The organism is Microbacterium hydrocarbonoxydans, assembly GCF_900105205.1.
GTDB lineage: Bacteria > Actinomycetota > Actinomycetes > Actinomycetales > Microbacteriaceae > Microbacterium > Microbacterium hydrocarbonoxydans.
On the sequence record NZ_FNSQ01000005.1, the window covers coordinates 3,377,735 to 3,403,134 of the forward strand.

The following is a 25,400-nucleotide window of genomic DNA, read 5'->3' on the forward strand; positions in this document are numbered from 1 at the left end:
GGCCTGCAAGCAGCCAGCGGCGCGACGTGGGATATCGCGTCCCCGAATCGATTCGATCACGGTTATGGCAATCATGTAAGCGTTTGCACTAATCTGATGCCATGGCACAGCTTGAGCAGATCGCAGCCCCCGGTTCCGAGTGGTGGCGCAGTGCGGTCATCTACCAGATCTACCCCCGTTCGTTCGCCGACGCCTCGGGCGACGGCATCGGCGACCTGCCGGGCATCACGAGTCGGCTCGACTCGCTGAAGGAGCTCGGCGTCGACGCGATCTGGCTGAGCCCGTTCATGACGAGCCCGCAGCGGGATGCCGGCTACGACGTGGCGGACTACCGCGATGTCGACCCGCTGTTCGGCACGCTCGACGACTTCGACACCATGCTGAACGAGGCGCACACCCGCGGCATCCGTGTCGTGGTCGACCTGGTCCCGAACCACTCGTCCGCTCAGCACGCCTGGTTCCAGGCGGCGCTGAAGGCCGCGCCTGGAAGCCCTGAGCGCGCGCGCTACATCTTCCGCGACGGCAAGGGCGAGAACGGCGAGCTGCCCCCGAACAACTGGGAGTCCGTCTTCGGCGGCGGCATGTGGGAGCGCATCACCGAGGCCGACGGCACGCCCGGCCAGTGGTACCTGCACATCTTCGATCCCACCCAGCCCGACTTCGACTGGAACAACGAAGAGGTCCGCGAGGAGTTCCGCTCGATCCTGCGCTTCTGGCTCGACCGCGGCGTCGACGGCTTCCGCGTCGACGTGGCCCACGGCATGATCAAGGCCGAAGGCCTGCCCGACTACACCCCGCCGGCCGACGCCGACTCGATGGGTGGCGGCGAGGCGAACGTGCCGTACTGGGGACAGGACGGCGTGCACGACATCTACCGCGACTGGCACAAGGTGCTGGCCGAGTACGACGGCGACCGCGCACTGTGCGGCGAGGCCTGGATGCCGACGCTGAAGCAGACCGCCCTGTGGGTGCGCCCCGACGAGATGCACCAGACCTTCAACTTCCCGTACCTCATGACCGAGTGGGATGCGAAGGCCCTGGGCGACGTCATCCGCGAGTCGCTCGACGCGTTCGGCGCGGTCGGCGCACCGAGCACCTGGGTGCTGTCGAACCACGACGTGGTCCGCCACGCCTCGCGTCTCGCGCTCACCGCCGAGAACCCCCAGGGTGAGGGCATCGGCCCGAACACCCCGGACAAGCCCGACACCGCGATCGGCCTGGCCCGTGCTCGCGCAGCGACGACCGTCATGCTCGCCCTGCCCGGATCCGCCTACCTGTACCAGGGCGAGGAGCTGGGTCTGCCCGAGGCGATGGAGATCCCCGACGCGTTCCGTCAGGACCCGACCTGGTTCCGCACCAACGGCGAGCGCTACGGCCGTGACGGATGCCGCGTCCCGCTGCCGTGGGAGGCGGATGCTCCGGCATTCGGCTTCAACGAGACCGGCGCCTCCTGGCTCCCGCAGCCCGCGGACTGGGCCGCCTACTCCCGCGAGGTCGAGGAGAAGGACGAGACCTCCACCCTCTCGCTCTACAAGCAGCTGCTCTCCGGGCGCCGCGAGCACGACTTCGGCAGCGGTTCGCTGGTCTGGGAGGATGCCGGCGCGCACGCCGTCGCCTTCCGTCGTGGTGCCGTGCACGTCGTCGCGAACCTGGGCACCGAGCCGATCGAGCTGCCGGCCGACGCGACGGTGCTGGTCCGCAGCCAGCCGTTCGAGGGCACGTCGCTGCCGGTCGATTCGGCCGTCTGGTACATCACGGCGTAAGCCGCACGCGGTGGGGCCACGGCATCCGATCCGGTGTCGCGGCCCCTCCGCCGCAGAGAGGATCACCATGGCGAGCATCGATGAGGTCGCCCGGCTCGCCGGGGTGTCGACCGCGACGGTCTCCCGCGCGCTGAGCGGTCGCGGTCACGTCTCGGAATCGGCGCGCTCGCGCGTGCAGGAGGCCGCGGCAGCGCTCGGCTACGTCGTCTCGTCGCGGGCGTCGAGCCTGGCATCCGGTCGCACCCGCAACGTCGGCGTGGTGGTGCCCTTCCTCGATCGCTGGTTCTTCAGCACGGTGCTCTCGGGGGTCTCGTCCGCACTGATGCGTGAGGGATACGACATCACGCTCTACAACATCACCGCCGACAAGGACGTGCGTCGGCACGTGTTCGACACCTTCCTGCGTCGCCAGCGGGTGGATGCCGTGATCGCCGTCTCGATCGAGCTCGACGACGACGAGACGCAGTATCTGCTCGACCTGGGGCTTCCCGTGATCGCGATCGGCGGACCGAACCCGAAGCTCGACACGCTCACGGTCGACGACGTCGCCGTCGCCCAGTTGGCGACCGAGCACCTGATCGGCCTCGGCCATCGCGACATCGCCCACATCGGCGCGAACCCCGAATTCGACATCGACTTCCACATCCCGACCAACCGTCGTCAGGGCTTCGAGAAGGCGCTGGCGAAAGCCGGCATCCCGTTGAATCCCGCCTTCCTCGAACCGGCCGACTTCACGGTCGAGGGTGGCTACCGGGCCGCGAAGCAGCTGCTCGGCAGGCCGGGCCCCCGCCCGACGGCGGTGTTCGCCGCGTCGGACGAGATGGCCATCGGCGCGATCCTCGCCGCCCGCGACCTCGGCTTCGCCGTGCCGGAGGACCTGTCGATCGTCGGCATCGACGGCCACGAGCTCGGCGAGTTCTTCCGCCTGACCACGGTCGACCAGTTCCCGCTCGGGCAGGGCGAGAGGGCTGCGGATGCCGTGCTCGCCAAGCTCACGGACGGGGATGCCGCGGGCATCCCTGCCGCTCTGCCGTACGAATTGAACGTGCGCGGCACGACAGCTCGGCGCGTGTAGCGAGAGATTCTCCCCGCTCAGGGCGCCATGCCGCCATACTGATGCGATGGACGCGCTCAACGATTTCGTGCTCTCTGCCGGCGATGGGCTGTGGACGTGGGTGGTGCTGCCGATCCTGGTGCTCCTCGGTCTGTACTTCACCCTGCGATCGGGCGTGGTGCAGTTCCGCCTCATCCCCGAGATGTTCCGGACCCTCACGGACCGCACGCCCCGCAAGGAGAACGGCGAGCCGCAGTCCGTCTCCGCGTTCCAGGCGTTCACGATCTCAGCGGCCTCCCGGGTCGGCGTGGGCAACATCGCGGGCGTCGGCACCGCGATCGCCATCGGCGGTCCGGGCGCGATCTTCTGGATGTGGACGATGGCGTTCATCGGCGGGGCGTCGAGCTTCATCGAGTCGACGCTCGGCCAGGCGTTCAAGGTCCGCGACAAGGACGGCTTCCGCGGCGGCCCCGCGTACTACATGCAGCACGGACTCAAAGCGCGCTGGATGGGCATCCTCTTCGCCGTCATCCTGATCGTCTGCTTCCCCTTCGCGTTCAGCTCCCTGCAGGCGAACACGATCAGCGCCACGGTGTCATCGAGCTTCGGCGGCGAAGTGGCCTGGATCCCGTGGGTGGTCGGCATCGTCCTCGCCATCCTGACCGCACTCGTCGTCTTCGGGGGCATCCGTCGCATCGCCAGCGTCACGCAGGCGGTCGTGCCCGCCATGGCCCTGGGGTACCTGCTGCTCGGCCTCGTGATCGTCGGCCTGAACTTCGAGCGGCTTCCTGAGGTCTTCGCCTCCATCTACACCCAGGCGTTCGGATTCAACGAGGTGGTCGGCGCCGCACTGGGGACGATCATCATGACGGGCGTCAAGCGCGGCATGTTCTCCAACGAGGCCGGCCTCGGATCGGCGCCGAACGCAGGGGCGAGCGCGGCGGTCACGCATCCGGTCAAGCAGGGGCTCGTCCAGACGCTCGGCGTCTACTTCGACACGTTCCTCGTCTGCTCGATCACGGCGTTCATCATCCTCGTCTCCACACCGGATCTCGCGAACGCGACTCGCGGCATCGGCCTCACGCAGAACGCGATCGTGAGCAACCTCGGCGAGTGGTCGAACATCCTCCTCAGCATCATCATCTTCCTGCTGGCGTTCAGCTCGATCCTCGGCAACTACTACTACGGCGAATCCAACATCGAGTTCATCAGCAGCCGGCCCTCGATCCTCACCGCCTACCGCGTGCTCGTCGTCGCGATCATCTTCCTCGGATCGATCGCCTCGGCGGACATCATCTGGAACACGGCCGACGGCATCATGGGGCTCATGGCGATCGTGAACCTCGTGGCGATCGCGCTCCTGTCCGGCATCGCCTTCAAGCTGCTGCGCGACTACTCCGAGCAGCGCCGCGCGGGCCTCGATCCGGTGTTCACCCGTGCGCGGATGCCCGAGGTCACCGGCATCCAGTGCTGGGAGGACGAGTTGAGCGTCACCGGCCCGATCCCGGTGCAGGGCGAGCAGCGCTCGCGACGCCGCTGACCCTGCTCACGCGGGCCGTCTCGGCCGGCCCCCGTGGATTCAGACGTCGAGCCGCTCCCGTCGGGCCAGCGCGCTCCGCCGTGCGAGGACGAGTCCGCCCACCATCGCGGCGATAAGAGATCCGAGGAGCACGCCGATCTTGACGTGCTCGTCGGCGACCGAACTCGATCCGTAGGCGAGCTCTCCGACGAGAAGCGAGACGGTGAATCCGATGCCGGCGAGGAAGGCCATCCCGGCGAGATCCGGCCATCGCAGCGACTCGTCGAGGCGCAGCGCCGGCACGCGGCTCAGGAGGAACGTCGTCGTCAGGATCCCGATCGGCTTGCCCAGCACGAGTCCCACAATGATGCCGATCGCGATCGGATCGGTCAGCGCCGACCGCAGTCCGTCGACGCCGCCGATCGTGACCCCCGCCGCGAAGAAGGCGAAGACAGGCACGGCGAACAGCGTCGCCACGACACCCCAGCGGTCGGCGAAGTGCGGGGCGAGGCCGTCGAAGAGCGGCTCGCCGTCGGCATCCGTCCCTCGCGGCACCCGAGCGCGCTCGGTCGGGATGACAGGAACGACGAAGCCGAGCAGCACGCCGGCGACGGTCGCGTGGATGCCGGCGGCGTGGATGCAGACCCACACCGCGATCGCGAGAGGCAGCAGGATCCACCACGCCCGCACGCCCTTCTGAACGAGCAGCGCGAATCCCGCGAGCGGCAGCAGAGCGAGCGTCAGCCACGGGAGGCTGATCGAGTCGGTGTAGAACGTCGCGATGATCGTGATGGCGATCAGGTCGTCGATGATCGCCAAGGTGAGGAGGAAGACGCGGAGCGCCGGCGGGAGGAACCGTCCGACCACCGCGATCACCGCCACGGCGAAGGCGATGTCGGTCGCGGTCGGGATGGCCCACCCCCGCAGGGCGTCGGCATCACCGGCGTTGATGAGAGCGAAGATCACCGCGGGCACGATGACGCCGCCGACGGCCGCGGCGATCGGCAGGGCGGCCTGACGCGGGTCTCGCAGGCGGCCGGTGACGAACTCCTCCTTCAGCTCGAGACCCACGACGAAGAAGAAGATCGCGAGCAGGCCGTCGGCTGCCCAGGTGCCGATGCTCAGGTCGAGATGCAGCGCAGGGATGCCGACGGTGGCGTCGCGGACGGACTCGTACCACGACACCGCGGGCGTGTTCGCGAGGATCAGCGCGGCGACCGTGGCGGCGAGCAGGAGCGCCCCGCCGAAGGCGTCGCTGCGGGCGGTGGAGCGGATGCCGCGCCACAGCTCATGCGGAGCGAGACGGAGACGGGATCGGGTACGGACAGGGGAAGCGGACATGACGAGACCTCACGCGGGAGAAGGGTGGACGGCGCGGAAGACCGCACCCTTCGAGGCGCGGTCTAGCAGCGTGGTGGCGGGCAGCCCGCGATCTCACCGTGCGAGAGCGTGCCCCACACGCTGGTCCAGCCGTTCGTGCCCGGGTGCAGCACGACACGCATCCATTCCCTCATCGGCGTCGCCGATCGCAGCTCATGCGGAGCACGCGTCGAGCCGGCGATCGAGAGGAGGGCCATGATGCCCAGCCTATCGACCGCGGCTGCGCGACCGATCAGAGCCCGCGCAACGCCTCGCCGGCGGCGTCCAGCGCGCCATCGGCCAGGGCGAAGTACGCCCACTTGCCGCGCTGCTCGCGGGTGACGAGGCCCGCATCGGTCAGGAGCTTCATGTGGTGCGAGACCGTGCCCTGCGACAGTCCGACCGGGTCGGTGAGGTCGCAGATGCAGGCCTCACCACCCTCGGCGGACGAGATCATCGACAGCAGCCGCACCCTCGTGGGATCCCCGAGCGCCTTGAAGAGTCGCGCGATCCGCTCAGCCTCTGCGAGGGGCAGCGAGGGCGCGGTGCCCGACGTGCAGCACGCCGTCTGATCGATCGTCACCGGAAGCGTCATGACCCAATCCTCTCACGTATTGACATTCTTCGATACGTGAGCGACGCTTTCTCATATTGAAGATTCTCGATCTGAGGAGTGCTGATGTCTGAGCTTCCCGTCGTCGTCATCGGAGCAGGGCCGCAGGGCCTCGCCGCAGCGGCGCATCTCGTCGAGCGTGGCGAGGAGGTCATCGTCGTGGAGCGCGGGAGTGGTCCTGCATCCGCCGTCGCGGAATGGGGTCACGTGCGCCTGTTCTCGGCGTGGCCCGAACTCACCGACGCTGCGGCCCGTCGCCTGCTCGAGCCGACCGGGTGGAGCGCACCGACCTCCGGATACCCGACCGGTGCGGAGTGGGTGAGCGACTACCTGGCGCCTCTCGCCGACGCTCTGGGCGAGCGGATCCAATACCTGACGACCGTCACCGGAGTCGCCCGCCAGGGCCGCGACAAGGCCGTCGACGCAGGCCGCAGGAGCCAGCCGTTCGTCGTGCACACGGTCGATGCCGCGAACCGCGAATCCCGACTCCTCGCCCGTGCGGTCGTCGATGCGAGCGGCACCTGGGGTCTTCCCAACCCGGCGGGTGCCGACGGCTACCCGGCGGTCGGCGAGGCCGAGGCGTCGGACCTGATCTCGTACCGCATCCCAGCCGATGTCTCGGAGCTCGCGGGTGCGCACATCGTCGTCGTCGGAGCGGGACATTCCGCCACGCATACCGTGTTGCGCCTGAGCGAACTGGCCCGGCGGTCGCCGGGAACCCGCGTCACCTGGCTGCTGCGCCGAGGGAGCGCCGCGAACGTCTTCGGTGGCGGTGCGGGAGACGGGCTGCCCGAACGCGCCGCACTCGGCTCACGTGCGCGCACGATGATCGACGACGGCGTGGTGGAACTCGTGACCGGGTTCCGTGTCGCTGAGATCCATCGGACCGAAGCCGGCTTGACGGTCGTCGCTGAAGACGGACGCGAGGTGACGGCTGTCGGGCGGGTGTTCGCGCTGACGGGCTTCCGGCCCGACACCGGGATTCTGCGCGAACTCAGAATCGATCTCGACCGCGCGCTCGAGGCGGTCGCCGGTATCGCTTCCGAGATCGATCCGAACGTCCACTCCTGCGGCTCCGTCGCTGCGACCGGTGCCCGCCAGCTCGCCCAGCCCGAGGCGGATCTCTTCATCGTCGGCGCGAAGTCGTACGGTCGCGCACCGACCTTCCTCGCCTTGACCGGATACGAGCAGGTCCGCAGCGTCGCCGCCCACCTCGCCGGGGATCAGGACGCAGCCGCACGCAATGAGCTCACTCTCCCCGAGACCGGCGTATGCGGCGGGTCCGGAGAATTCGATGACGCCTCGAGCGGATGCTGCGCCGCCCCCACTCTTCTGCAGATCGGCAGCGCGCCTGCGCGACCCCTGGCACCCGCCCTCTCGCTTACCCTGGAGACATCATGACCACCGCAAAGCCCTCCGTCCTGTTCGTGTGCGTGCACAACGCCGGTCGCTCGCAGATGGCCGCCGGGTTCCTCCGGGACATCGCCGGCGACCGCATCGAGGTGCGGTCGGCGGGTTCCGTGCCCGCCGATCAGATCAACCCGGTCGCGGTCGACGCGATGAGCGAACTCGGCATCGACATCACCGCCGAGCAGCCCAAGGTGCTCACGACCGAGGCCGTGCAGGCATCCGACGTCGTCATCACGATGGGATGCGGCGACGCCTGCCCGTTCTTCCCCGGCAAGCGCTACGAGGATTGGAAGCTCGACGACCCGGCAGGGCAGGGCATCGAGGCCGTACGGCCGATCCGCGACGACATCCGGCAGCGCATCGAGGCTCTCGCGGGCGAGCTGCTCGGCTGACGCGGGCTCGCTCGTCCGCTCCGGCACCCCATTCGGCGGATAACGCCGCGATGGGCGGACGGATGCTGCGGCATCCTCCGCCCGACAGGGAGAAGTCCGCCCGACGCGGTGCTGCGCGCCGGAAGCGCGACCTCCGGCGCTCGATTCGGCTCGCTCATGCCTCAGGCAAAGCCCGGATGCGGTTGTTTCGGGCGTTGTGCTCGAGCTCGACGAGGCCGAGAGCCTCGAGGAGCGGGGGAAGGTACATGCCGAACCGCCCGCGGTACCCCTTGCGCTGCCCGTACCACCCGCCGACGGGATTGTCCGCTGCCCGCCCCCATGCCTCGACGGTCCCCGCAGCGGGTTCCTTCTTCTCGTCGGCGGCTCCGAGTGCGACCCAGTCGCCGCGACGCAGCAACTCCGCGTGCAGGTCGTCCACTGCGCGGGCGAGGTAGGTGAGCCTGGTCGAGCCGACCTGACAGATCAGCAGCGCCGGGTCGCTCTCATCGTCGCGGTGGATCGTGTACGTCGAAGACAGCGGTGGCGTCTTCAGGACCCAGGGGTCCTCGACCGTCCCCGTTCCGGACCAATGCTGCTCGGTCACCTCGCTCCCTCGCACTCACATACCCGGGATCTCGAGCATCTCGAGAATCTCGATCGTCCCGCCCCAGGTGACGTGCGGGTGCCCGTCGAGCGCACGCTGTACGGCATCCAGATCGTCCGCCTGCAGCACCGAGTAGCCGCCGATGAACGAACCGGGCTCACCGCCCGCGACGGTCTGGGTGGGAGACCCGAGATCGACGATCGACTCGCCCGCGCGCTCGGACCACTCCATCCACGCCTTCATCGACTCTGCGCCCGAATCCGGATCGGCCGTGGCCATCTGCTCGGCGGCGCTCACCGCGGAACGGTACAGCACCAGGAATCTACTCATCATCGACCTCTTCGTCTTCTGGGCGAGTGCCCAATGCACTCATCTCCACATGGCAAGACGTCGGCGCGGGTGTTTCATGACGAACCGGCCGGAATCCTGGTCACACACGGATCGTCGATGCTCGCTCTCGCTCCACCTTGCCCGGCGGAGAACGCCGCGATGGGCGGACGGATGCTGCGGCATCTCCCTCCCGACAGGGAGAAGTCCGCCCCACGCGGCGCTGCCGAGCGCGGCGTGGGACGGACTTCGATGCGACAGGTCAGCGAGCGACGATGAGTCCAGCGGTCTTCTCCTGCACAGCCTGGAACCGGCGCTGCACGTCGGACCAGTTGACGAGTTCCCAGAACGCCTTGACGTAGTCGGCGCGCACGTTGAGGTAGTCGAGGTAGTAGGCGTGCTCCCAGACGTCGAGCTGCAGCAGCGGCGTCACGCCGAGGGGGGCGTTGCCCTGCTGGTCGAACAGCTGGAAGATGACCGGTCGGGCACCGACGCTGTCCCACGCGAGCACGGCCCATCCGGAGCCCTGCACGCCGAGCGCGGTCGCGGTGAAGTGCGCGCGGAACGCGTCAATCGAACCGAACGCGTCGGTCAGCGCGGCCTCCAGCTCGCCCTCGGGGTTGCCGCCGCCGTCGGGCGACAGGTTCTCCCAGAACACCGAGTGGTTGATGTGACCGCCGAGGTTGAACGCGAGGTCCTTCTCGAGCTTGTTCACGGCGGCGAAGTCGCCGGACTCGCGGGCGGCACCGAGCTGCTCGAGAGCCGTGTTGGCTCCGGTCACGTAGGCCTGGTGGTGCTTGGAGTGGTGCAGCTCCATGATCTTGCCGGAGATGTGCGGGGCGAGCGCCGAGTAGTCGTACGGCAGCTCGGGGAGGGTGTACGGAGTGGGCATGCTGTTCCTTTCAGTCGTTCTGATCGGTGGGGAGTGAGTGGAATCGGCGGTCGAGGTAGACGAGCGGGCGGCCCGGCCGCCCGAGCAGAACCTCATCGATCTCGGCGACCACGACGGTCGATGAGCCGACCGCGACCGTCGACATCGTGTGACCGCGCATCGCGGCGCGCGCCTCGGCGAGGTAGGGCTCACCGGTCGGAAGCGTGCTCCACCCCTGCTCGGGGGTGAAGCGGTCTGCGCCGCTCACCGCGAAGCTCTGCGCGAGAGCCGAGTGCTCGTCGTCGATCAGGTGCACGACGAACGACTCGGCGTTGAGGATCGAGCCTGCGCTGCCGGTGGCCCTGGTCACCGAGAACACGATCGCCGCCGGGTCGACCGCGACGGATGCGACGCTCGACGCCGTGAGGCCGACCGGACCGGCAGGGGTCATCGCCGTGATGATGGCGACACCCGCCGGATGCGCGCGGAACGCGGCCTTGAGCCCTTCACCGACTTCGGACGGAACCGGTGCGGCGGGATGCGGCTGAGTGCTCATTCGGGTGTCTCCTGGGGCGGAAGGGCTGCGATGATCGGGTGGTCGTGCTCGATGACGCCGAGCTTCGCGGCGCCTCCTGGCGAGCCGAGGTCGTCGAAGAACTCGACGTTGGCCTTGTAGTAGTCCTGCCATTCGTCGGGGAGGTCGTCTTCGTAATAGATCGCCTCGACCGGGCAGACGGGCTCGCAGGCGCCGCAGTCGACGCACTCGTCGGGGTGGATGTACAGCGAGCGTTCGCCTTCATAGATGCAGTCAACGGGACATTCGTCGATGCACGCACGATCCTTGACATCGACGCACGGGAGGGCGATCACATAGGTCATCGGGGGGCGGTCTCCGTTCGGGTCTCGGTAGCCACCGTATGACCTCAAGTACACTTGAGGTCAAATCGAGGAGATCCGGATGAGCTCTGACACCGACGCGGGACGCGCCGTGCACGGCCCTGACGAGCCGCTGACCATCGGCGAGATGAGCCGACGCACCGGCGTCGCCCCCTCCGCGCTGCACTTCTACGAGACCCTCGGACTCATCGCCTCGACCCGGACGGCCGGCAACCAGCGCCGCTACGCGCGGCACATGCTGCGGCGGGTGTCGCTCATCACCGTGGCGAAGCGCCTCGGCATCCCGCTCTCGGACGTGCAGGACGCCTTCGCGGACGTCCCGCTCGCCGAGACCCCGAGCCACGCGGACTGGCAGCGGGCCTCGCGGCGCTGGAAGCGCGAACTCGAGAAGCGGCGCGAGGGCATCGAACGGCTGGAGCGCGAGCTGACCGGATGCATCGGCTGCGGCTGCCTGTCGATGAAGGCGTGCGGGCTGCTCAACCCCGACGACGCGCTCGGCAGTCAGGGGGCTGGACCCCAGCGCCTGCGCGACGAAGACGCCTGAGCCGGGAGACCCCGCCCGCCTCAGACGCCCGCCGACTCAAACCACCGTGAAGGGCGCGCTCAGCAGCACCTCGTCGCGCGACGACGGACCGACGAGCAGCTCGAACGCTCCCGCCTCCACTCGGCGCACCCCCGCGGCATCCACGATCGAGCACTCGGCGACCGGCACGGCCAGACGCACGCGCGCCGACTCCCCCGGAGCGAGGTCGACCTGCCGGTAGGCCTTCAGCTCCCTGTCCGCCCAGCTGACGCTCGTCACGGCATCGCGCACATACACCTGCACGGTCTCGCGCACGGGCCTGGAGCCGGTGTTCGTGACGGTCACGTCGGCCTCGACCGTGTCGTCGACACCGAGCGAATCCGAGACGACTGCGAGGTCCGCGTACGACACGGTCGAGTACGACAGTCCCTCGCCGAACGCCCACGCCGGAGACTGCGTGAGGTCCGCGTAGCGGTCGCCGTGCTGGCCGCGAATCTGGTTGTAGTACGTCGGCTGCTGGCCGACGTGGCGGGCGAACGAGATCGGCAGGCGCCCGGACGGTTCGACGGCACCCGAGATGATCTCGGCGAGCGCGCGGCCGCCCTGCATCCCGGGGTTGGCCGCCCAGATCACGGCGGCGGCACGCGAGACGGATGCCGGCAGCACGAGCGGCTTCGACGCGAGCAGCACCACGACGACGGGCTTCCCCGTCGCGATCAGTGCGTCGAGCAGCGCGTTCTGTCCGCCGATCAGCTCGAGGGTCGCGGTCGACCGCCCCTCTCCGATGAGTTCGATCCGGTCGCCCACGACCGCGACCACGACGTCGGATGCCTCGGCTGCCGCGACGGCCTCCGCGATCATCGTCTCGTCGGGTGCGCTCGGCACCACGACCGACGGCCGGGGCTGACCGTCGGGGAACTTCGCCCCGCGCGGGTCCTCCTCGAGTGTGAGGATGTCGGCACCACGCGCATGCGTGACCGACCAGCCGTCGACGCCGACCAGACCGTCGAGCACGGTCGTGATCATCTCGCGCGGCTGTCCGTCGAGCCAGCCGGCCTGTCCGGAGCCACCGGCCCAGTCGCCCAGCTGCGTCTGCGCGTCGTCCGCCAGCGGGCCGACCACCGCGACCTTCAGCGGCGCGGACGCATCCAGCGGCAGCAGGCCGTCGTTCTCGAGCAGCACGATCGAACGACGGGCGGTCTCGAGGTTCAGTTCGGCGTGCACGGCGCTGCCGACCACGGCATCCAGATCCGCCTGCGGAAGACGCGGGTTCTCGAACAGACCGAGTTCGAACTTCAGGGTCAGGATGCGGGCGACGGCGTCGTCGAAGGCGTCCTCGGCGAGCAGCCCGTTCGCCACCGCCTCGAGCGCGCCCTCGAAGAACCCTGGCGTGTTCATGACCATGTCGTTGCCGGCGCTCACGGCGGCGGCCGAGGCGTGCGCGTAGTCCGGCTGCACATGCTGCTCCCAGACCATGCGGCCGACGTTGTCCCAGTCGGTGATGAGGGTGCCGGTGTAGCCCCACTCGCCGCGCAGCACATCGCTGAGCAGCCAGTCGTTCACCGTGATCGGCACGCCGTCCGTGGTCTGGTAGCCGAGCATGAAGGTGCGGCACCCCTCACGGGCGACGCGCTCGAACGGCGGCAGGAACCACGACCGCAGCTTGCGTCGCGAGATGTCGGCCTCGCTGGCATCCCGCCCGCCCTGCGTCTCGGAGTAGCCGGCGAAGTGCTTGGCGGTCGCGAGGATCGCCGTCGGGTCGTCCAGCCCCTCGCCCTGATACCCGCGCACCATCGCGGCGGCGAGTTCGCCGATCAGGAACGGGTCCTCGCCGAACGTCTCGTCGATGCGCCCCCAGCGCAGATCCCGTGCGATGCACAGCACCGGCGAGAACGTCCAGTGCACGCCGGTGGCCGCGACCTCGATCGCGGTCGCCCTGGCGACCTTCTCGACCAGTGCGGCGTCCCACGTCGCCGCCATCCCGAGTTGGGTGGGATAGATCGTCGCGCCGGGCCAGAACGAGTGCCCGTGGATGCAGTCCTCGGCCACGAGCAGCGGGATCCGCAGCCGGGTCTGCGACGTCAGCTCGTTCGCACGCAGGATGCGCTCGGGCGAGGTGTGCAGGATCGAGCCGACGTGCTTGCCCAGCACGTGGTCGTCGAGGTCGTCGCGGGCGTCGAGCTGCAGCATCTGACCGATCTTCTCCTCGACCGTCATGCGGTCGAGGAGGTCGGCGACGCGGGCGGCGATCGGCAGTTCGGGGTCGAGGTAGGGCAGGGCTTCGGTCAGGGTCTGAGAGGTCATCACTTCGTGTTCTGTGTCTTCGTGTTCTGTGTCTTCGTGTGCTGTGTCTTCGGAGGAGTCGTCGTGTCGTCCGCGGCGCTCTGCACCGTACCCGACTCGGTTGTCGGCACGCTCCGCACCGCCGTCACTGGCGCATTCACGTCGAGCCCCTTCTTCTTCATCGCGCGGGCGCGCTCACCTGCCGACCGCAGCCTCGGGTTGACGTACTCGTCGATCCCGAAGTTGATGAGCGACAGGGCGACGCCGATGATCGCGATGCAGAGACCTGCGGGGACGTACCACCACCACAGCCGTGGGAAGGCGCCGTTCTGCTGCGCCCAGAACAGGATCGTGCCCCAGTTGAGGTTGCTCACCGGGATCACGCCGATGAAGGCGAGGGTCGTGAGTCCGAGGATCGCCGCGGTGACGGTGCCGACGAAGCTCGACGCGATGAGCGCCATCAGGTTCGGCAGCATCTCGACGGTGATGATGCGATGCAGCGGTTCGCCGTTCGCCCGCGCCGCCTGGATGAAGTCGCGATTGCGCAGCGACATGGTCTGGGCGCGCAGCACCCGCGCTCCCCACGCCCAGCCCGTGAGGCCCAGCACTGCGGCGATCACGATGAGCGGCGGGTTCTCGAACTGCGACGCGACGATGATGATGAGCGGGATGCCGGGGATCACCAGGAACACATTCGTCAGGGCCGAGAGCGACTCGCTCTTCCAGCCGCGCACGTAGCCGGCGATGACGCCGATCGTGATCGCGATGACGGTGGCGATGATGGCGGAGAGGAACCCGACCACGACCACGCCTCGCGTGCCGAAGATGAGCTGGCTGAGCACGTCCTCGCCCATGTGGGTGGTACCGAGCCAGTGGTCGAGCGACGGAGCCTGGCGCAACGCCGTGCGGTCCTTCTGCGTGGGCCCGTACGGCGCGAGCAGCGGGGCGAAGATCGCCACCAGCACGAACGCGCCGAGGATGATCAGTCCCGCGATCGACTTCGGGTTGCGGAACATCGCGAACGACTGCGCGAGCTGCGACCAGAACGTCTTGCGGGTGGGCGCGGCATCCGATGCGGTGCGGAACGTCGCCGTCTCCGGCATCCCGGTGGGGATGGTGCTGCCGTCCGGCGCTGTGCCGGTCGAGGTGGGAACGCTCATGTCAGGCCTCCGTCTGGCGCGTGCGCGGGTCGAGGTATGCGTAGACGATGTCGGCGATGATGTTCGCGACGAGCACCGACAGCGTGATCACGAGGAAGACACCCTGCATCAGGGCGAAGTCCTTCGCGTTGGTGGCGTCGAGCAGCAGCTTGCCGACACCCGGGTAGCTGAAGACCATCTCCATGACGATCGTCCCGCCGACGATGAAGCCGATCGACAGCGCGAAGCTCTGGATCTGCGGCAGCACCGCGTTGCGGGCGGCGTACGCCCAGAGCACCCGGCGGTTCGGCATGCCCTTGGCCTGGGCGACGGTGATGTAGTCCTCGTCGAGCACTGTGAGCATCATGTTGCGCATGCCCAGCATCCATCCGCCGAGCGAGGCGATGATGATCGTCACCGCCGGCAGCGTGCCGTGCATGATCACCTGCCCGATGAAGTCGAGACTCCACTCCGGCGACTGCCCTTTGTCGTAGGCGTGCGACGACGGGAACCACTTCAGGGTCGACGAGAAGATCGCGATGGCGATCAGCCCGAGCCAGAAGTACGGGATCGTGTTGAAGAACGTGGTGATCGGGATGAGCGCGTCGAGCCTGCTGCCGCGCTTCCAGCCGACGATCGCGCCGCCGACCGTGCCGAGCGCGAAGGAGATGATCGTCGCGAGACCGACGAGGCCGAGAGTCCAGGGCAGCGCGGATGCCAGCACCTCCCCCACCGGCCGCAGACCGTGCAGCGTCGAGATGCCGAGGTCGCCGCGGAAGAGCATCGCCCAGTAGTCGATGTACTGCTGCCACATCGACTTGTCGGTGTCGATGCCGAGCAGCACGCGCAGCGAGTCCGCCGCCTCCGGGCTGATGTTGCGGTTGCGCGCGAGGTACGAGCTGACCGCATCGCCCTTCATGAAGCGCGGCAGGAAGAAGTTGATCGTGATGGCGGCCCACAGGGTGAACAGGTAGAAACCCGCCCGCCCGGCGAAGAAGCGCCACGGTACGAGGGCGCGCCCCTTCTGCGCCGTGGTGGCCGTCGTGCCGACCTCGAGCGCGTCACGCTGCTCGTCGTCGACCTGGTCGAGGCGGGGGGATGCGGTGGTCACTGGGCACCTCCGTGCGAGCCGGTCGTGGCGAAGTGCTTGTCGGGGTCGGGGGATGCCGCCCGCAGTTCGCGGGTGTAGGGATCCTGCGGGGTGAGGATGACGTCGTCGGCATCGCCGTACTCGACGACGCGCCCCTGGTTGAGCACCATGATCTTGTCGCTGAAGTGGCGAGCGGTCGCGAGGTCGTGGGTGATGTAGAGCACTCCGAGGCCCTCTTCGCGTTGCAGGTCGGCGAGCAGGTTCAGCACCCCGAGGCGGATCGAGACGTCGAGCATCGACACCGGCTCATCGGCCACGAGGAGCGACGGCCGGGAGGCGAGGGCGCGGGCGATCGCCACGCGCTGACGCTGTCCGCCCGAGAGCTCGTGCGGGCGGCGGTCGATCACGGCATCCGGGTCGAGGCGCACGCGCTCGAGAAGCCTGCGCACCTCCGCTTCGGTCTCCTTCTTGGGCACGACGTCGTCGAGGCGGAGCGGGCGCTCGAGGTGATACCTGATCGAGTGGTACGGGTTGAGTGAGGCGAACGGGTCCTGGAACACCATCCGCAGCTGCTGGCGATACGCGCGCAGTCCCTTGCCTCGGCGCGGGATGGGCTTGCCGTCCAGGCGCACCGCGCCGCTGGTGGGCGTCTCGAGCTGGGTGAGGATCTTCGCGATCGTGGACTTGCCACTGCCGGACTGGCCGACGAGGCCGATCGTCTGGCCGGACTCCAGGGTGAAGCTGACCCGGTCGAGGGCCTTGAGCTGACCGGCTCCTCTGACGTTGTAGATCTTGGTGACGTCGGCGAACTCGAGTGTCGTCATCGGGTCAGCACTCCTCTCGCACCGGTGAGACGGGGGAACGAGGACAACAGCGTCTTCGTGTAGTCGTTCTGAGGGTTCGTCCAGATCTGCTCGGCCGGGGCGAGCTCGACGATCTCGCCTTCGCGCATGATCGCGATGCGGTCGCTGATCTCGAGGAGCAGCGGAAGGTCGTGGGTGATGAAGATCACCGAGAACCCGAACTCGTGGCGCAGCTGGGAGATCTGCTTCAGGATCTCGCGCTGCACCAGTACGTCGAGCGCGGTCGTCGGCTCATCCATCACCATGAGCTGCGGGCGAAGGGCCAGCGCCATCGCGATCATGACGCGCTGGCGCATGCCGCCGGACAGCTCGTGCGGGAATGAGCGGGTGCGCTGGCGGCCGACCTTGACGATCTCGAGCAGTTCCTCGGCCTCAGCCCTGCGCTGGCGTCGAGTCATCTGCGGTCGGTGGATCTCGAAGACGTCCTCGAGCTGCGATCCGATCGTGGCGACCGGGTTGAGCGCGTTCATGGCGCCCTGGAACACCATCGACACCTTGTCCCAGCGGAACTTCTGCATGGCATCCACGTCGAGCGCGTTGATGTCGACGTCGACACCGGATGCGTCGTGGAACGTCACGCTGCCGCCGGCGATGACGGCCGGCGCCCGCAGCAGCCGCTGCACTCCGTAGGCGAGCGTGGTCTTGCCGCATCCGCTCTCCCCGGCGAGACCGAGGATCTCTCCCCGCTGCAGTTCGAGCGTCACGTTCTTCACCGCCTCGACGGGCGGATCGACGTCGTACACGACGGAGAAGTCGCGCACGCTGAGGAGAGGTTCTGACATGAGGGGTCCTTCGTCGGTCGGGAGGTCGGTGGGAGGGGCGGATGCGGTCGCATCCGCCCCTCCGTGGACTGCTTACTCGGCCGGCTTCAGCTTCGTGAGGATCATCACGATGTTCTGCTGGGTCGGGTCGCCCGACGCGTAGGGGTCGTCCTCCGACGGCCATCCGACGTAGTTGCGGGTGTTGTACTGGCCGAGAAGCGGGTGCGCGCCCAGCGGGATGGCGGGCACCTGTTCGACGAAGATCTGCTCGAGCGTCGCGATCGCCTCGGTGCGCTCCTCATCGGATGATGCGTTGGCGTAGGTGTTCAGCGCCTCGGTCGCGGCCGGGTCCTCGAAGCGTCCGAAGTTGAATCCGGCGATGCCCTCGGGCGAGATCCAGCGCGGATCCATGGTCGAGGTGTAGAGGCCGTATGCCGTGCCGCTGTCCTCGAGCCAGTGGATGATGGCCGAGAACGAGCCGTCGTCGCGGGGGCCTGCCCAGCCGCCCCAGTCGGGCATGTCGATCTTGACCTCGGCGCCGATCGACTCGGTGATGTCCTCGGCGATCAGCTCCTGTGCGGTGTTCCAGTCGCTCCAGCCCGAGGGCACGGAGAGGGTGAACGAGACGGGCGTGCCGTCCGGATCGATGAGCGCGTCGCCGTCCCAGGTGTAGCCGGCTTCTTCGAGGATGCCGCGGGCCTTGTCAGCGTCGACCGAGTACTCCTCACCCTCGAACTCGGGCTGGATCTCGTCCTCGAGGATCGAGGAGAGACCGGTGACCGACCAGACCGGCTCGCTCGCACCCTCGCGGGCGATGTCGACGTAGGCGTCGCGGTCGATGACCCACGCGAGCGCCTGGCGGAACGCCACATCGTCGAACGGCTTCTGCTGGAGGTTCATGAACAGCGTCGCCGAACCCGTGGTCGGAGCCACGAAGTACTTGTTGTGCTCGGGGTCGGCGTCGAGGAACTGCTCCTGGATCTGCGGGATGAACGCCTGCGCCCAGTCGGCCTCGCCCTGCGCGAGAGCGGTGGTCAGCGCGGTGTTGTCGCCGTACGAGACGTAGTGCAGCTCAGGCACGGCGAGGTCGCCGCCCCAGTAGTCGTCGCGCGCCTCGAGGGTGACCGACTCGGTCGACCAGTTGGACATCGCGTAGGGACCGGTGCCGACGAGGTCGTCGCCCTTGACGGGGTCGGTCGCCGGCTCGTCGAGGTTCTCCCAGATGTGCTTCGGCACGATCGGCACGTGCAGCACGCGCGCCTGGTTCACGTACTTCGACTCGCCGAAGGTGAGGGTGACGGCGTCGCCGTCGACGGTCGCACCCTCGAACTTGAGGCCGGCGGTGTCGAGCGCCGGGGTCGAGACGAGCTCGTAGGTGAAGACGATGTCGTCGGCGGTGAAGGGCTCGCCGTCGCTCCAGGTGACATCCTTGCGGGGCACCACGGTGACTGCGGTGTAGTCGTCGTTCCACTCGATGCTCTCGGCGAGCCAGGGGGTGACCTCGCGGTCGCCGGTCTGGTTCACGAGACCGAGGGTCTCGAAGATGACCTTGCCGTAGCCGTACTTCGACGCCGCGGAATCGCCGACGTAGGGGTTGTTGGATTCGGTGGTGATCGCACCGTCGGGCTTGGCGATAGTCAGGGCGGGCGAGTCGCCCGCGCCTGCGTCGCCGTCGTTCGATCCGCCGGCTGCGCAGCCGGCGAGGACCGAGACGCTGAAGGCGGAGACCGCTGCGACGGCGATCAGGGACTTTCTGAGCTTCATTGCTTCTCCTTGGGCACGGGTCGTTGTGCTGTGTGGTCGTCGGTTGCGCGGGCATCCGGCGAAGTTTGCTTACTGGCGAGAAAGTAAGCTGGTGCGAGGTTACTCGTTGGTAAGTAGAGTTGGCAAGTACGATCCAGTGCAGGATGCGACAGGGAGAGGAGGGGACCATGGCCAAGGATGCCGACGGCAACACGACCGTCCGCCCGGCGACGAGGGAGAAGCGCGAGCAGATCCTCAAGGCCGCCGTCGAGATCTTCGGCAACAAGGGCTCGACCAACGGCACCCTCGCCGACGTCGCCGAGCAGGTCGGCATCACGCACGCCGGCGTGCTGCACCACTTCGGCTCGAAGCAGAAGCTGCTGCTCGAGGTCCTCGCCTACCGCGACCAGGCCGATGTCGCCGAGCTCGCCGAGAAGCACATCCCCGGAGGTCCAGAGCTCTTCCTGCACCTCGTGCGCACCGCGATCGCGAACGAGCGACGTCCAGGGATCGTGCAGGCGTACACCGTGCTCTCCTCCGAATCGGTGACCGACAACCACCCCGGTCGCGACTACTTCGAAGACCGCTACACGACGCTCCGCCGCGAGGTCACCGACGCGTTCCACCTGCTGTGCGCGCAGGAGGGCGTGACCGAACCCGACACCATCGCCGCCGCGGCCGCCAGCATCCTCGCCGTGATGGACGGACTCCAGCTGCAGTGGCTGCTGCACCGCGACGTGTTCGGCCTGGGCGAGGCGAGCGAGTTCGCGATCCGCTCCATCGTCAACGGCGTGCTGCACCCGGGGCCCACACTGGAGTCGTACCGCCACGACTAGGCTCGGGGCCATGACGATCGACCTCGAAGCGCTCTACACCGACCTGCACCAGCATCCGGAGCTCTCGTTCCAGGAGACGCGCACCGCCGGCATCGCCGCCGGCCATCTGCGCGACCTCGGCCTCGAGGTGCACGAGGGGATCGGCGTGACCGGTGTGGTCGGCATCCTGCGCAACGGCGACGGCCCCGTCGTCTGGGCGCGCGCCGACATGGACGCCCTGCCCGTCGCGGAGGAGACCGGCCTGGCGTACGCGAGCACCGCGACCGGCATCGATCCCGCCGGCAACACGGTGCCCGTCATGCACGCCTGCGGCCACGACATGCACGTCACCGCGATGATCGGCGCCGTCGAGAAGCTGGTCGCCGAGAAGGCGGACTGGTCCGGGACAGTGGTCGTGCTGATCCAGCCCGCCGAGGAGTACGGCGCCGGATCCAGGGCCATGCTCGACGCCGGACTGCGCGACCTCGTGCCGCACCCCGACATCGTGCTCGGCCAGCACGTCACCCCGCTTCCCGCCGGCACCATCGGCGTGCGCCCGGGGACGCAGATGGCGGCATCCGACGGGCTGACGGTCGTGCTGCACGGTCGCGGAGGCCACGGCTCGCGCCCGCACTCGACGATCGACCCCGTGGTCATGGCCGCCGCGACAGTCATGCGGCTGCAGACCATCACCTCGCGCGAGGTCGACCCGCGCGACGTCGCGGTGGTGACGGTCGGCTCGATCCACGCGGGCCTGAAGAACAACATCATCCCGGCCGAGGCGAAGCTCGAGCTGAGCCTGCGCTACCCGAACGACGAGATGCGCGACAAGGTGCTCGCGAGCGTCGAGCGCATCGTCCGTGCTGAGGCGGCGGCATCGGGAGCCGAGCGCGAGCCAGAGATCCGCACCGACCACACTCTGCCGCCCACGATCAACGACGTCGACGCCACCGCTCGGGTGACCTCGGCGCTGCAGCGCGCGCTCGGCGAAACCTCGGTCATCGATCCCGGCATGTTCACCGGCAGCGAGGACGTCTCCTGGTTCGCCCGCGACACGGGCGCGCCGCTCGTGTTCTGGTTCTGGGGCGGCATCGATGCGGCGAAGTTCGCGGCATCCGCCGCCGCCGGGACGCTCGACAAGGACATCCCGACCAACCACTCGCCGTTCTTCGCCCCCGAGATCCACCCGACGATCGAGGTCGGCGTCACGGCGCTGTCGGCCGCCGCGCGGGAGTTCCTGGGCTGAGCCGCTCCTTCGCCGTTCACAATTCAGCACGAACAACTGGAACCGGGCCAGAATCGCGGCCTGAGTCCCGGGAACGCACGTTCTCTGCTGAGTTGTGAACGCGAAGGGACGACTCGGTCACGCGAGCGAGGTCGCGCCGTGGCAGCGGCCTCCCGTTCACAATTCAGCACGAACGCCCGGGACCGGGTCGGAACCGCGGCCTGAGTCCCGGGAACGCGCGTTCTCTGCTGAGTCGTGAACGCGAAGGGACGCTGACTCAGCCGCCGATGGCGTTCATGCCGCGGGCGGGCTGCAGGAAGGACGGGTCGTTGATCGCGTGCCCGGGCAGCTTGCCGTGCACGCAGGAGCGCAGCATCGCACCGATCGCGTCGGCGCGCTGACCGGGAACGGATGCCTCCGCACCCCGGAGCACCCCGATCAGGTCGTACTCGGCATTGGAGAAGAGGCAGTTGCGCAGCTGACCGTCGGCGGTGAGCCGCAGCCGGTCGCAGGCGCCGCAGAACGGTGCGGTGACCGACGCGATCACTCCCACCTCGTGCGGCCCGCCGTCGATCCGCCACTTCTCGGCCGGCGCACCACCGCGTCCGGGAACAGGCTCGAGGCTCCATCGCGCGCTGAGCTTCTCGAGGATCTCCTCGCGGGTGACCATCGAGGCCCGGTCCCACGTGTGGCCAGCGTCGAGCGGCATCTGCTCGATGAAGCGCAGCTGCGCGCCGACCTCCATCGCGAACGCGACCAGGTCGGGCAGTTCGTCATCGTTCACGCCGCGCATCGCGACGGCGTTGAGCTTGAGGGGACGGAGCTCGGATGCCGCCGCTGCCGCGATGCCCTCGAAAACGTCGTCGATGCGATCACGACGCGTGAGGTCGGCGAAGCGCTGCCGGTCGACCGTGTCGATGCTGATGTTCAGCCGCGTGAGGCCGGCGTCGATGAGCGCGGGCAGCTTCTGCGCGAGGCTGATGCCGTTCGTCGTCATCGCGACCTCGACAGGGCCGTCCTCACCCTCGATCCGCGAGATCCGTCGGACGACCTCGACGATGTCCGCGCGCAGCAGAGGCTCACCACCGGTGAGCCGGAACGTGCGAATGCCGAGCCCCGCCGCAGCCTCCGCGACCTCGACGATCTCATCCGTCGACAGGATGCTGGTGCGAGCGAGCCACTCGTTGCCCTGCTCCGGCATGCAGTACGTGCACCGCAGGGAGCACCTGTCCGTCAACGAGATGCGCAGGTCGCGGTGGATGCGGCCATGCGTGTCGACGAGGCCGCTCGTTGCGGGCGCGGCGTCGGCAGCGTACACCGGATTCGGGGCGCGCACTCCGATCACGACCGGCACGGCCGTCATCGCTGTCTCCCGCTCCCCGACATGTTCCGAGACTATCCCGCGTGTCGTGCCGCCGGGCCGTTCGTCGCCTCATCCAGCTGACGATCTCCTGGCAGGTCGGCACCTCAAGCAAATCGTCCGCGGATCGGATACCGGTCACCCCGGCCATGGTTGCTCATCTCAGCTGCCCGGCCTACCGCCATGCCTTATCGGCCCGGCGGACGGTCAGCCGACCGCGACGAACCGCACCAGCGCCGGGTCGATCCCCAGCCGTACGACGTCTCCCGCACCCGCGCCCGCATCGAGCGAGAGGTCGACGGCGCCCGCGTCGGTGTGGACCCGCACCCCGCCCAGGGTCGGCTCGACCCTGGTCACGACGGCCGACCACGACTGCTCACCGCCATCGACCCGCGCATCCCCCGGGCGGAACACCGCGGCGATCGCTGCACCGTCGACAAGGGCGAGCGCACGCGACGCAGCGTCCGCGCTGGTCAGCCGCATCTCTCCGCGCCGCCAGCCTCCGCCGTCCGCCACGCCCACCAGACGATTCACGCCGGCGATCGAGGCGACGAACCCGGATGCCGGGGCGGCGAGCACCTCGCGCACCGACCCCGACTGCGCGATGCGCCCCGACTCGATCACGATGAGCCGCTCGGCGAGCGCGACGGCGTCCGCGGCATCGTGCGTGACCGCGACGGTGGTCGTCGATGCGAGCTGTTCGCGCAGCATCCGCCTGATGTCCCCTGCCGTCTCGGGATCGAGGGCGACGAGCGGTTCGTCGAGCAGCACGACACGAGGGGATGCGGCGAGTGCTCTGGCGACCGCCACCCGCTGCTGCTCCCCTCCGGAGAGGTCGCGCGGCATCCGATCGCCGGCACCGGGCAGACCGACGCGTGCGAGCCAGTCGTCTGCTCCGCTCCTCGCCGCGCGGACGTCTGCGCCTGCGGCGCGCGGCCCGAAGGCGACGTTCTCCCGCACGGTCAGGTGCGGGAAGAGCCGCGGCTCCTGCCCGAGCAGCACCACGCCCCGATCCATCGGCGGCGTCCGCACCCGCGGCTTCGAGACCCGGTCGACGACCCGGCCCTCGACCGCGATCTCGCCGGCATCCAGGGATTGGAGTCCTGCGAGCGCCTGCAGCAGCGTCGACTTGCCGGCGCCGCTGGGACCCATCACGGCGACCGTCTCACCGACGGCCACCTGCAGCGCGACCTCCACAGTGAAATGCTCCCGCTGCACGACGACGTGGGCGTGCAGGCCAGCGCTCATCGGGCGGCCCCCGGTCGCCAGCCGCGCACCAGCAGCAGCACGACGATCGCCGCGGCGAGCAGGAGCAGTGCGAGCGCGACGGCGGTTCCCTGCGTCACCCCGGCCCCGTTGAAGGCGGTGTAGATCGCGAGCGGCATCGTCTGGGTGACCCCCGGGCGGTTGCCGGCGAAGAGGGCGGTGGCCCCGAACTCGCCGATGGCCCTGGCGAAGCACAGCACCACTCCGGCGACGATCCCCGGTGCTGCGAGTGGGAGCGTGATGCGGCGCAGGATCGTCCAGCGTCCGGCGCCGAGCGCGGCAGCGGTGCGTTCGTAGTCGACCCCCGAGGTGCGCACGGCGCCCTCCACGGCGAGCACGAGGAACGGCAGCGCCACGAAGGTCTGCGCGAGGACGACGGCCGGGGTGCTGAAGGCGATGCCGAGTCCGCCGAGCCAGCCGGCACGTCCGAACAGGTAGAGCAGCGCCACGCCGCCCACCATCGGGGGCAGGACGAGCGGCACCGTGACGACCGCTCGCAGCAGGGCGGCGGTCCGCGGCCCTGACCTGGCGATGGTCAACGCGAGCGGCACTCCGATGAGGATGCAGAGCAGCGTGGCGACCATGCCGGTGCCGAGCGACAGCAGCAGCGCCGACCTCGCCACCTCCGACGTCACGTCGGCGAGGAAGGTGGACCACTCGACGCGAGCGACGAGGGCTGCAAGCGGCAGGAGGAGGAACGCGAGTCCGATCAGCGCGGGAACGGCCAGGCTCCGTGGCGCGTAACCCGGCGCTCCGGCGGTGCTCACGGCGCCCCGAAACCGAAGTCGGCGAGGATCCGCTGACCCTCATCCGACAGCACATACGCGACGAAGGCGTCGGCCGCCTCGGTGTTCGCAGCCTCGGACAGGGTCGCGATCGGGTAGTGGTTGACGACCTCGTCTGCGCCGTCGGGCACGATCACGTCGACGTCGTCACGGCCGATCGCATCGGTGGCGTAGACGAGCCCGGCGTCCGCCTCGTCGGCTGCGACCTTGGTCAGCACCGCGGTGACGTTCTGCTCGAGGCTCGCGGCATCGACCGTGACCTCGCCATTCGAGAGCAGCGTCGCCGAGGCGGCGCCGCACGGCACCTCACGGGCGCACAGCACGGTGGTGACGTCCGCCAGGTCGGCGAGGGTCTCGACGCGGCCCGGGTTGCCCGAAGGCACGACGATCACGAGGGTGTTGGATGCGAACAGGGTCGGATCGACCGCGGCATCCTCGAGCTTGTCCATGTTCGCCTCGTCGGCCGAGGCGAAGACGTCGGCCGGGGCGCCCTCCAGCAACTGGGTGACCAGCGTCGACGATCCGTCGTAGACCGGGCTGAATCGCACGTCCGGATGCTCGGCGATGAACGCGTCTCCGAGAGCGTCGAAGGCCGCCGACAGAGAGGCCGCGGCGTACACCGTGAGCTCCCCGGCCACAGTGCTCTCGGATGCCGCACCGGGCGCGGCCGGAGCGGGCGACTCGGACGCGCACCCGGTCAGCATGAGCGCCGCCATGGCGGCGACGGCGGTGAGGGTTCGGCGCAGGGACGTGCGCATG

At 68.9% G+C, this 25,400-nt stretch carries 26 protein-coding genes; 8 read left to right on the forward strand and 18 right to left on the reverse strand.

Annotation, left to right across the window (positions count from 1 at the left end):
- Positions 1-101: 101 nt before the first annotated feature.
- From BLW44_RS16445 to BLW44_RS16455, 3 genes are all read left to right on the forward strand, one after another.
- The gene (locus tag BLW44_RS16445) at positions 102-1,763 is read left to right on the forward strand and encodes a glycoside hydrolase family 13 protein (RefSeq protein ID WP_060927617.1); all 1,662 of its coding nucleotides are present in this window, start codon (positions 102-104) and stop codon (positions 1,761-1,763) included.
- Between the two features lie 67 nt (positions 1,764-1,830).
- Complete coding sequence (locus tag BLW44_RS16450) at positions 1,831-2,838, forward strand: LacI family DNA-binding transcriptional regulator (RefSeq protein ID WP_060927618.1); 1,008 nt, start codon at positions 1,831-1,833, stop codon at positions 2,836-2,838.
- A 46-nt stretch (positions 2,839-2,884) separates the two neighbouring features.
- Positions 2,885-4,357: an alanine/glycine:cation symporter family protein gene (locus BLW44_RS16455; protein WP_060927619.1), complete on the forward strand. Its 1,473-nt coding sequence runs from the start codon at positions 2,885-2,887 to the stop codon at positions 4,355-4,357.
- A 39-nt stretch (positions 4,358-4,396) separates the two neighbouring features.
- Here the strand turns inward: BLW44_RS16455 and nhaA are convergent, their stop codons facing one another.
- From nhaA to BLW44_RS16465, 3 genes are all read right to left on the reverse strand, one after another.
- Positions 4,397-5,677: a Na+/H+ antiporter NhaA gene (gene nhaA, locus BLW44_RS16460; protein WP_060927620.1), complete on the reverse strand. Its 1,281-nt coding sequence runs from the start codon at positions 5,675-5,677 to the stop codon at positions 4,397-4,399.
- Between the two features lie 62 nt (positions 5,678-5,739).
- Complete coding sequence (locus tag BLW44_RS18045) at positions 5,740-5,913, reverse strand: hypothetical protein (protein WP_167347480.1); 174 nt, start codon at positions 5,911-5,913, stop codon at positions 5,740-5,742.
- 35 nt (positions 5,914-5,948) lie between these two features.
- A complete protein-coding gene (locus BLW44_RS16465; RefSeq protein ID WP_060927621.1) occupies positions 5,949-6,290 on the reverse strand; it encodes an ArsR/SmtB family transcription factor in 342 nt (113 codons plus the stop codon).
- An 84-nt stretch (positions 6,291-6,374) separates the two neighbouring features.
- On the opposite strand from BLW44_RS16465, the gene BLW44_RS16470 reads away from it, so the two are divergent.
- On the forward strand, positions 6,375-7,709 hold the full coding sequence (locus BLW44_RS16470) for an FAD-dependent oxidoreductase (protein ID WP_060927622.1): 1,335 nt from the start codon (positions 6,375-6,377) through the stop codon (positions 7,707-7,709).
- Complete coding sequence (locus BLW44_RS16475; protein ID WP_060927623.1) at positions 7,706-8,110, forward strand: arsenate reductase ArsC; 405 nt, start codon at positions 7,706-7,708, stop codon at positions 8,108-8,110. The genes BLW44_RS16470 and BLW44_RS16475 overlap by 4 nt, the downstream gene beginning before the upstream one ends.
- A gap of 154 nt (positions 8,111-8,264) precedes the next feature.
- Here BLW44_RS16475 and BLW44_RS16480 read toward each other — a convergent pair whose 3' ends face one another.
- The 5 genes from BLW44_RS16480 to fdxA all read right to left on the reverse strand — a co-directional run bounded on the left by BLW44_RS16480 (position 8,265) and on the right by fdxA (position 10,770).
- On the reverse strand, positions 8,265-8,693 hold the full coding sequence (locus BLW44_RS16480) for a DUF6855 family protein (protein WP_060927644.1): 429 nt from the start codon (positions 8,691-8,693) through the stop codon (positions 8,265-8,267).
- A 15-nt stretch (positions 8,694-8,708) separates the two neighbouring features.
- Entirely contained in the window at positions 8,709-9,023 is a 315-nt protein-coding gene (locus BLW44_RS16485; protein WP_175473397.1) for a YciI family protein, read from the reverse strand.
- 259 nt (positions 9,024-9,282) lie between these two features.
- Positions 9,283-9,912 carry a superoxide dismutase gene (locus BLW44_RS16490; protein WP_053098575.1) on the reverse strand — a complete coding sequence of 210 codons (630 nt, stop codon included), beginning with the start codon at positions 9,910-9,912 and terminating at the stop codon, positions 9,283-9,285.
- Between the two features lie 10 nt (positions 9,913-9,922).
- Positions 9,923-10,447, reverse strand: coding sequence for a flavin reductase family protein (locus BLW44_RS16495; protein WP_060927625.1), 525 nt, complete (start codon positions 10,445-10,447; stop codon positions 9,923-9,925).
- Positions 10,444-10,770: a ferredoxin gene (fdxA, locus tag BLW44_RS16500; protein ID WP_060927626.1), complete on the reverse strand. Its 327-nt coding sequence runs from the start codon at positions 10,768-10,770 to the stop codon at positions 10,444-10,446. Before fdxA ends, BLW44_RS16495 begins: the two co-directional genes overlap by 4 nt.
- 79 nt (positions 10,771-10,849) lie before the next feature.
- Here fdxA and soxR point away from each other — a divergent pair, with 79 nt between their 5' ends.
- Complete coding sequence (gene soxR / locus BLW44_RS16505; protein ID WP_060927627.1) at positions 10,850-11,332, forward strand: redox-sensitive transcriptional activator SoxR; 483 nt, start codon at positions 10,850-10,852, stop codon at positions 11,330-11,332.
- A 36-nt stretch (positions 11,333-11,368) separates the two neighbouring features.
- Here the strand turns inward: soxR and BLW44_RS16510 are convergent, their stop codons facing one another.
- The 6 genes from BLW44_RS16510 to BLW44_RS16535 form a co-directional block, all read right to left on the reverse strand.
- Positions 11,369-13,615, reverse strand: a complete 2,247-nt coding sequence (locus BLW44_RS16510) for an exo-beta-d-1,3/1,6-glucosidase (RefSeq protein ID WP_060927628.1) — start codon at positions 13,613-13,615, stop codon at positions 11,369-11,371.
- Complete coding sequence (locus BLW44_RS16515; protein ID WP_060927629.1) at positions 13,615-14,754, reverse strand: ABC transporter permease; 1,140 nt, start codon at positions 14,752-14,754, stop codon at positions 13,615-13,617. Before BLW44_RS16515 ends, BLW44_RS16510 begins: the two co-directional genes overlap by 1 nt.
- A gap of 1 nt (position 14,755) precedes the next feature.
- Positions 14,756-15,844, reverse strand: a complete 1,089-nt coding sequence (locus BLW44_RS16520) for an ABC transporter permease (protein WP_060927630.1) — start codon at positions 15,842-15,844, stop codon at positions 14,756-14,758.
- Positions 15,841-16,647: an ABC transporter ATP-binding protein gene (locus BLW44_RS16525; protein WP_060927631.1), complete on the reverse strand. Its 807-nt coding sequence runs from the start codon at positions 16,645-16,647 to the stop codon at positions 15,841-15,843. Before BLW44_RS16525 ends, BLW44_RS16520 begins: the two co-directional genes overlap by 4 nt.
- Entirely contained in the window at positions 16,644-17,468 is an 825-nt protein-coding gene (locus BLW44_RS16530) for an ABC transporter ATP-binding protein (protein ID WP_060927632.1), read from the reverse strand. Before BLW44_RS16530 ends, BLW44_RS16525 begins: the two co-directional genes overlap by 4 nt.
- Positions 17,469-17,540: 72 nt before the next feature.
- The gene (locus BLW44_RS16535) at positions 17,541-19,211 is read right to left on the reverse strand and encodes an ABC transporter substrate-binding protein (protein WP_060927633.1); all 1,671 of its coding nucleotides are present in this window, start codon (positions 19,209-19,211) and stop codon (positions 17,541-17,543) included.
- A gap of 167 nt (positions 19,212-19,378) precedes the next feature.
- Between BLW44_RS16535 and BLW44_RS16540 the strand changes: the two genes are divergently transcribed.
- On the forward strand, positions 19,379-20,026 hold the full coding sequence (locus BLW44_RS16540; protein WP_060927634.1) for a TetR/AcrR family transcriptional regulator: 648 nt from the start codon (positions 19,379-19,381) through the stop codon (positions 20,024-20,026).
- 10 nt (positions 20,027-20,036) lie between these two features.
- Positions 20,037-21,251 carry an amidohydrolase gene (locus BLW44_RS16545; protein WP_060927635.1) on the forward strand — a complete coding sequence of 405 codons (1,215 nt, stop codon included), beginning with the start codon at positions 20,037-20,039 and terminating at the stop codon, positions 21,249-21,251.
- Positions 21,252-21,507: 256 nt separating this feature from the next.
- On the opposite strand, the gene moaA is transcribed toward BLW44_RS16545, so the two are convergent.
- The 4 genes from moaA to modA all read right to left on the reverse strand — a co-directional run bounded on the left by moaA (position 21,508) and on the right by modA (position 25,399).
- Positions 21,508-22,593 (reverse strand): GTP 3',8-cyclase MoaA, encoded by a 1,086-nt coding sequence (gene moaA / locus BLW44_RS16550; protein WP_060927636.1) that lies wholly within the window; start codon positions 22,591-22,593, stop codon positions 21,508-21,510.
- A 204-nt stretch (positions 22,594-22,797) separates the two neighbouring features.
- Positions 22,798-23,838 carry a sulfate/molybdate ABC transporter ATP-binding protein gene (locus BLW44_RS16555; protein WP_060927637.1) on the reverse strand — a complete coding sequence of 347 codons (1,041 nt, stop codon included), beginning with the start codon at positions 23,836-23,838 and terminating at the stop codon, positions 22,798-22,800.
- The gene (gene modB / locus BLW44_RS16560) at positions 23,835-24,623 is read right to left on the reverse strand and encodes a molybdate ABC transporter permease subunit (RefSeq protein WP_060927638.1); all 789 of its coding nucleotides are present in this window, start codon (positions 24,621-24,623) and stop codon (positions 23,835-23,837) included. The genes BLW44_RS16555 and modB overlap by 4 nt, the downstream gene beginning before the upstream one ends.
- A complete protein-coding gene (modA, locus tag BLW44_RS16565) occupies positions 24,620-25,399 on the reverse strand; it encodes a molybdate ABC transporter substrate-binding protein (protein WP_060927639.1) in 780 nt (259 codons plus the stop codon). The genes modB and modA overlap by 4 nt, the downstream gene beginning before the upstream one ends.
- Position 25,400: the final 1 nt, after the last annotated feature.

Bases quoted from the DNA above. Each gene is read 5' to 3' on its own strand.
- BLW44_RS16445 (WP_060927617.1), top strand. From the start codon at position 102: ATGGCACAGCTTGAGCAGATCGCAGCCCCCGGTTCCGAGTGGTGGCGC.
- BLW44_RS16450 (WP_060927618.1), top strand. From the start codon at position 1,831: ATGGCGAGCATCGATGAGGTCGCCCGGCTCGCCGGGGTGTCGACCGCG.
- BLW44_RS16455 (WP_060927619.1), top strand. From the start codon at position 2,885: ATGGACGCGCTCAACGATTTCGTGCTCTCTGCCGGCGATGGGCTGTGG.
- nhaA (WP_060927620.1), bottom strand. From the start codon at position 5,677: ATGTCCGCTTCCCCTGTCCGTACCCGATCCCGTCTCCGTCTCGCTCCG.
- BLW44_RS18045 (WP_167347480.1), bottom strand. From the start codon at position 5,913: ATGGCCCTCCTCTCGATCGCCGGCTCGACGCGTGCTCCGCATGAGCTG.
- BLW44_RS16465 (WP_060927621.1), bottom strand. From the start codon at position 6,290: ATGACGCTTCCGGTGACGATCGATCAGACGGCGTGCTGCACGTCGGGC.
- BLW44_RS16470 (WP_060927622.1), top strand. From the start codon at position 6,375: ATGTCTGAGCTTCCCGTCGTCGTCATCGGAGCAGGGCCGCAGGGCCTC.
- BLW44_RS16475 (WP_060927623.1), top strand. From the start codon at position 7,706: ATGACCACCGCAAAGCCCTCCGTCCTGTTCGTGTGCGTGCACAACGCC.
- BLW44_RS16485 (WP_175473397.1), bottom strand. From the start codon at position 9,023: ATGAGTAGATTCCTGGTGCTGTACCGTTCCGCGGTGAGCGCCGCCGAG.
- BLW44_RS16490 (WP_053098575.1), bottom strand. From the start codon at position 9,912: ATGCCCACTCCGTACACCCTCCCCGAGCTGCCGTACGACTACTCGGCG.
- BLW44_RS16495 (WP_060927625.1), bottom strand. From the start codon at position 10,447: ATGAGCACTCAGCCGCATCCCGCCGCACCGGTTCCGTCCGAAGTCGGT.
- fdxA (WP_060927626.1), bottom strand. From the start codon at position 10,770: ATGACCTATGTGATCGCCCTCCCGTGCGTCGATGTCAAGGATCGTGCG.
- soxR (WP_060927627.1), top strand. From the start codon at position 10,850: ATGAGCTCTGACACCGACGCGGGACGCGCCGTGCACGGCCCTGACGAG.
- BLW44_RS16510 (WP_060927628.1), bottom strand. From the start codon at position 13,615: ATGACCTCTCAGACCCTGACCGAAGCCCTGCCCTACCTCGACCCCGAA.
- BLW44_RS16515 (WP_060927629.1), bottom strand. From the start codon at position 14,754: ATGAGCGTTCCCACCTCGACCGGCACAGCGCCGGACGGCAGCACCATC.
- BLW44_RS16525 (WP_060927631.1), bottom strand. From the start codon at position 16,647: ATGACGACACTCGAGTTCGCCGACGTCACCAAGATCTACAACGTCAGA.
- BLW44_RS16530 (WP_060927632.1), bottom strand. From the start codon at position 17,468: ATGTCAGAACCTCTCCTCAGCGTGCGCGACTTCTCCGTCGTGTACGAC.
- BLW44_RS16535 (WP_060927633.1), bottom strand. From the start codon at position 19,211: ATGAAGCTCAGAAAGTCCCTGATCGCCGTCGCAGCGGTCTCCGCCTTC.
- BLW44_RS16540 (WP_060927634.1), top strand. From the start codon at position 19,379: ATGGCCAAGGATGCCGACGGCAACACGACCGTCCGCCCGGCGACGAGG.
- BLW44_RS16545 (WP_060927635.1), top strand. From the start codon at position 20,037: ATGACGATCGACCTCGAAGCGCTCTACACCGACCTGCACCAGCATCCG.
- moaA (WP_060927636.1), bottom strand. From the start codon at position 22,593: ATGACGGCCGTGCCGGTCGTGATCGGAGTGCGCGCCCCGAATCCGGTG.
- BLW44_RS16555 (WP_060927637.1), bottom strand. From the start codon at position 23,838: ATGAGCGCTGGCCTGCACGCCCACGTCGTCGTGCAGCGGGAGCATTTC.
- modA (WP_060927639.1), bottom strand. From the start codon at position 25,399: ATGCGCACGTCCCTGCGCCGAACCCTCACCGCCGTCGCCGCCATGGCG.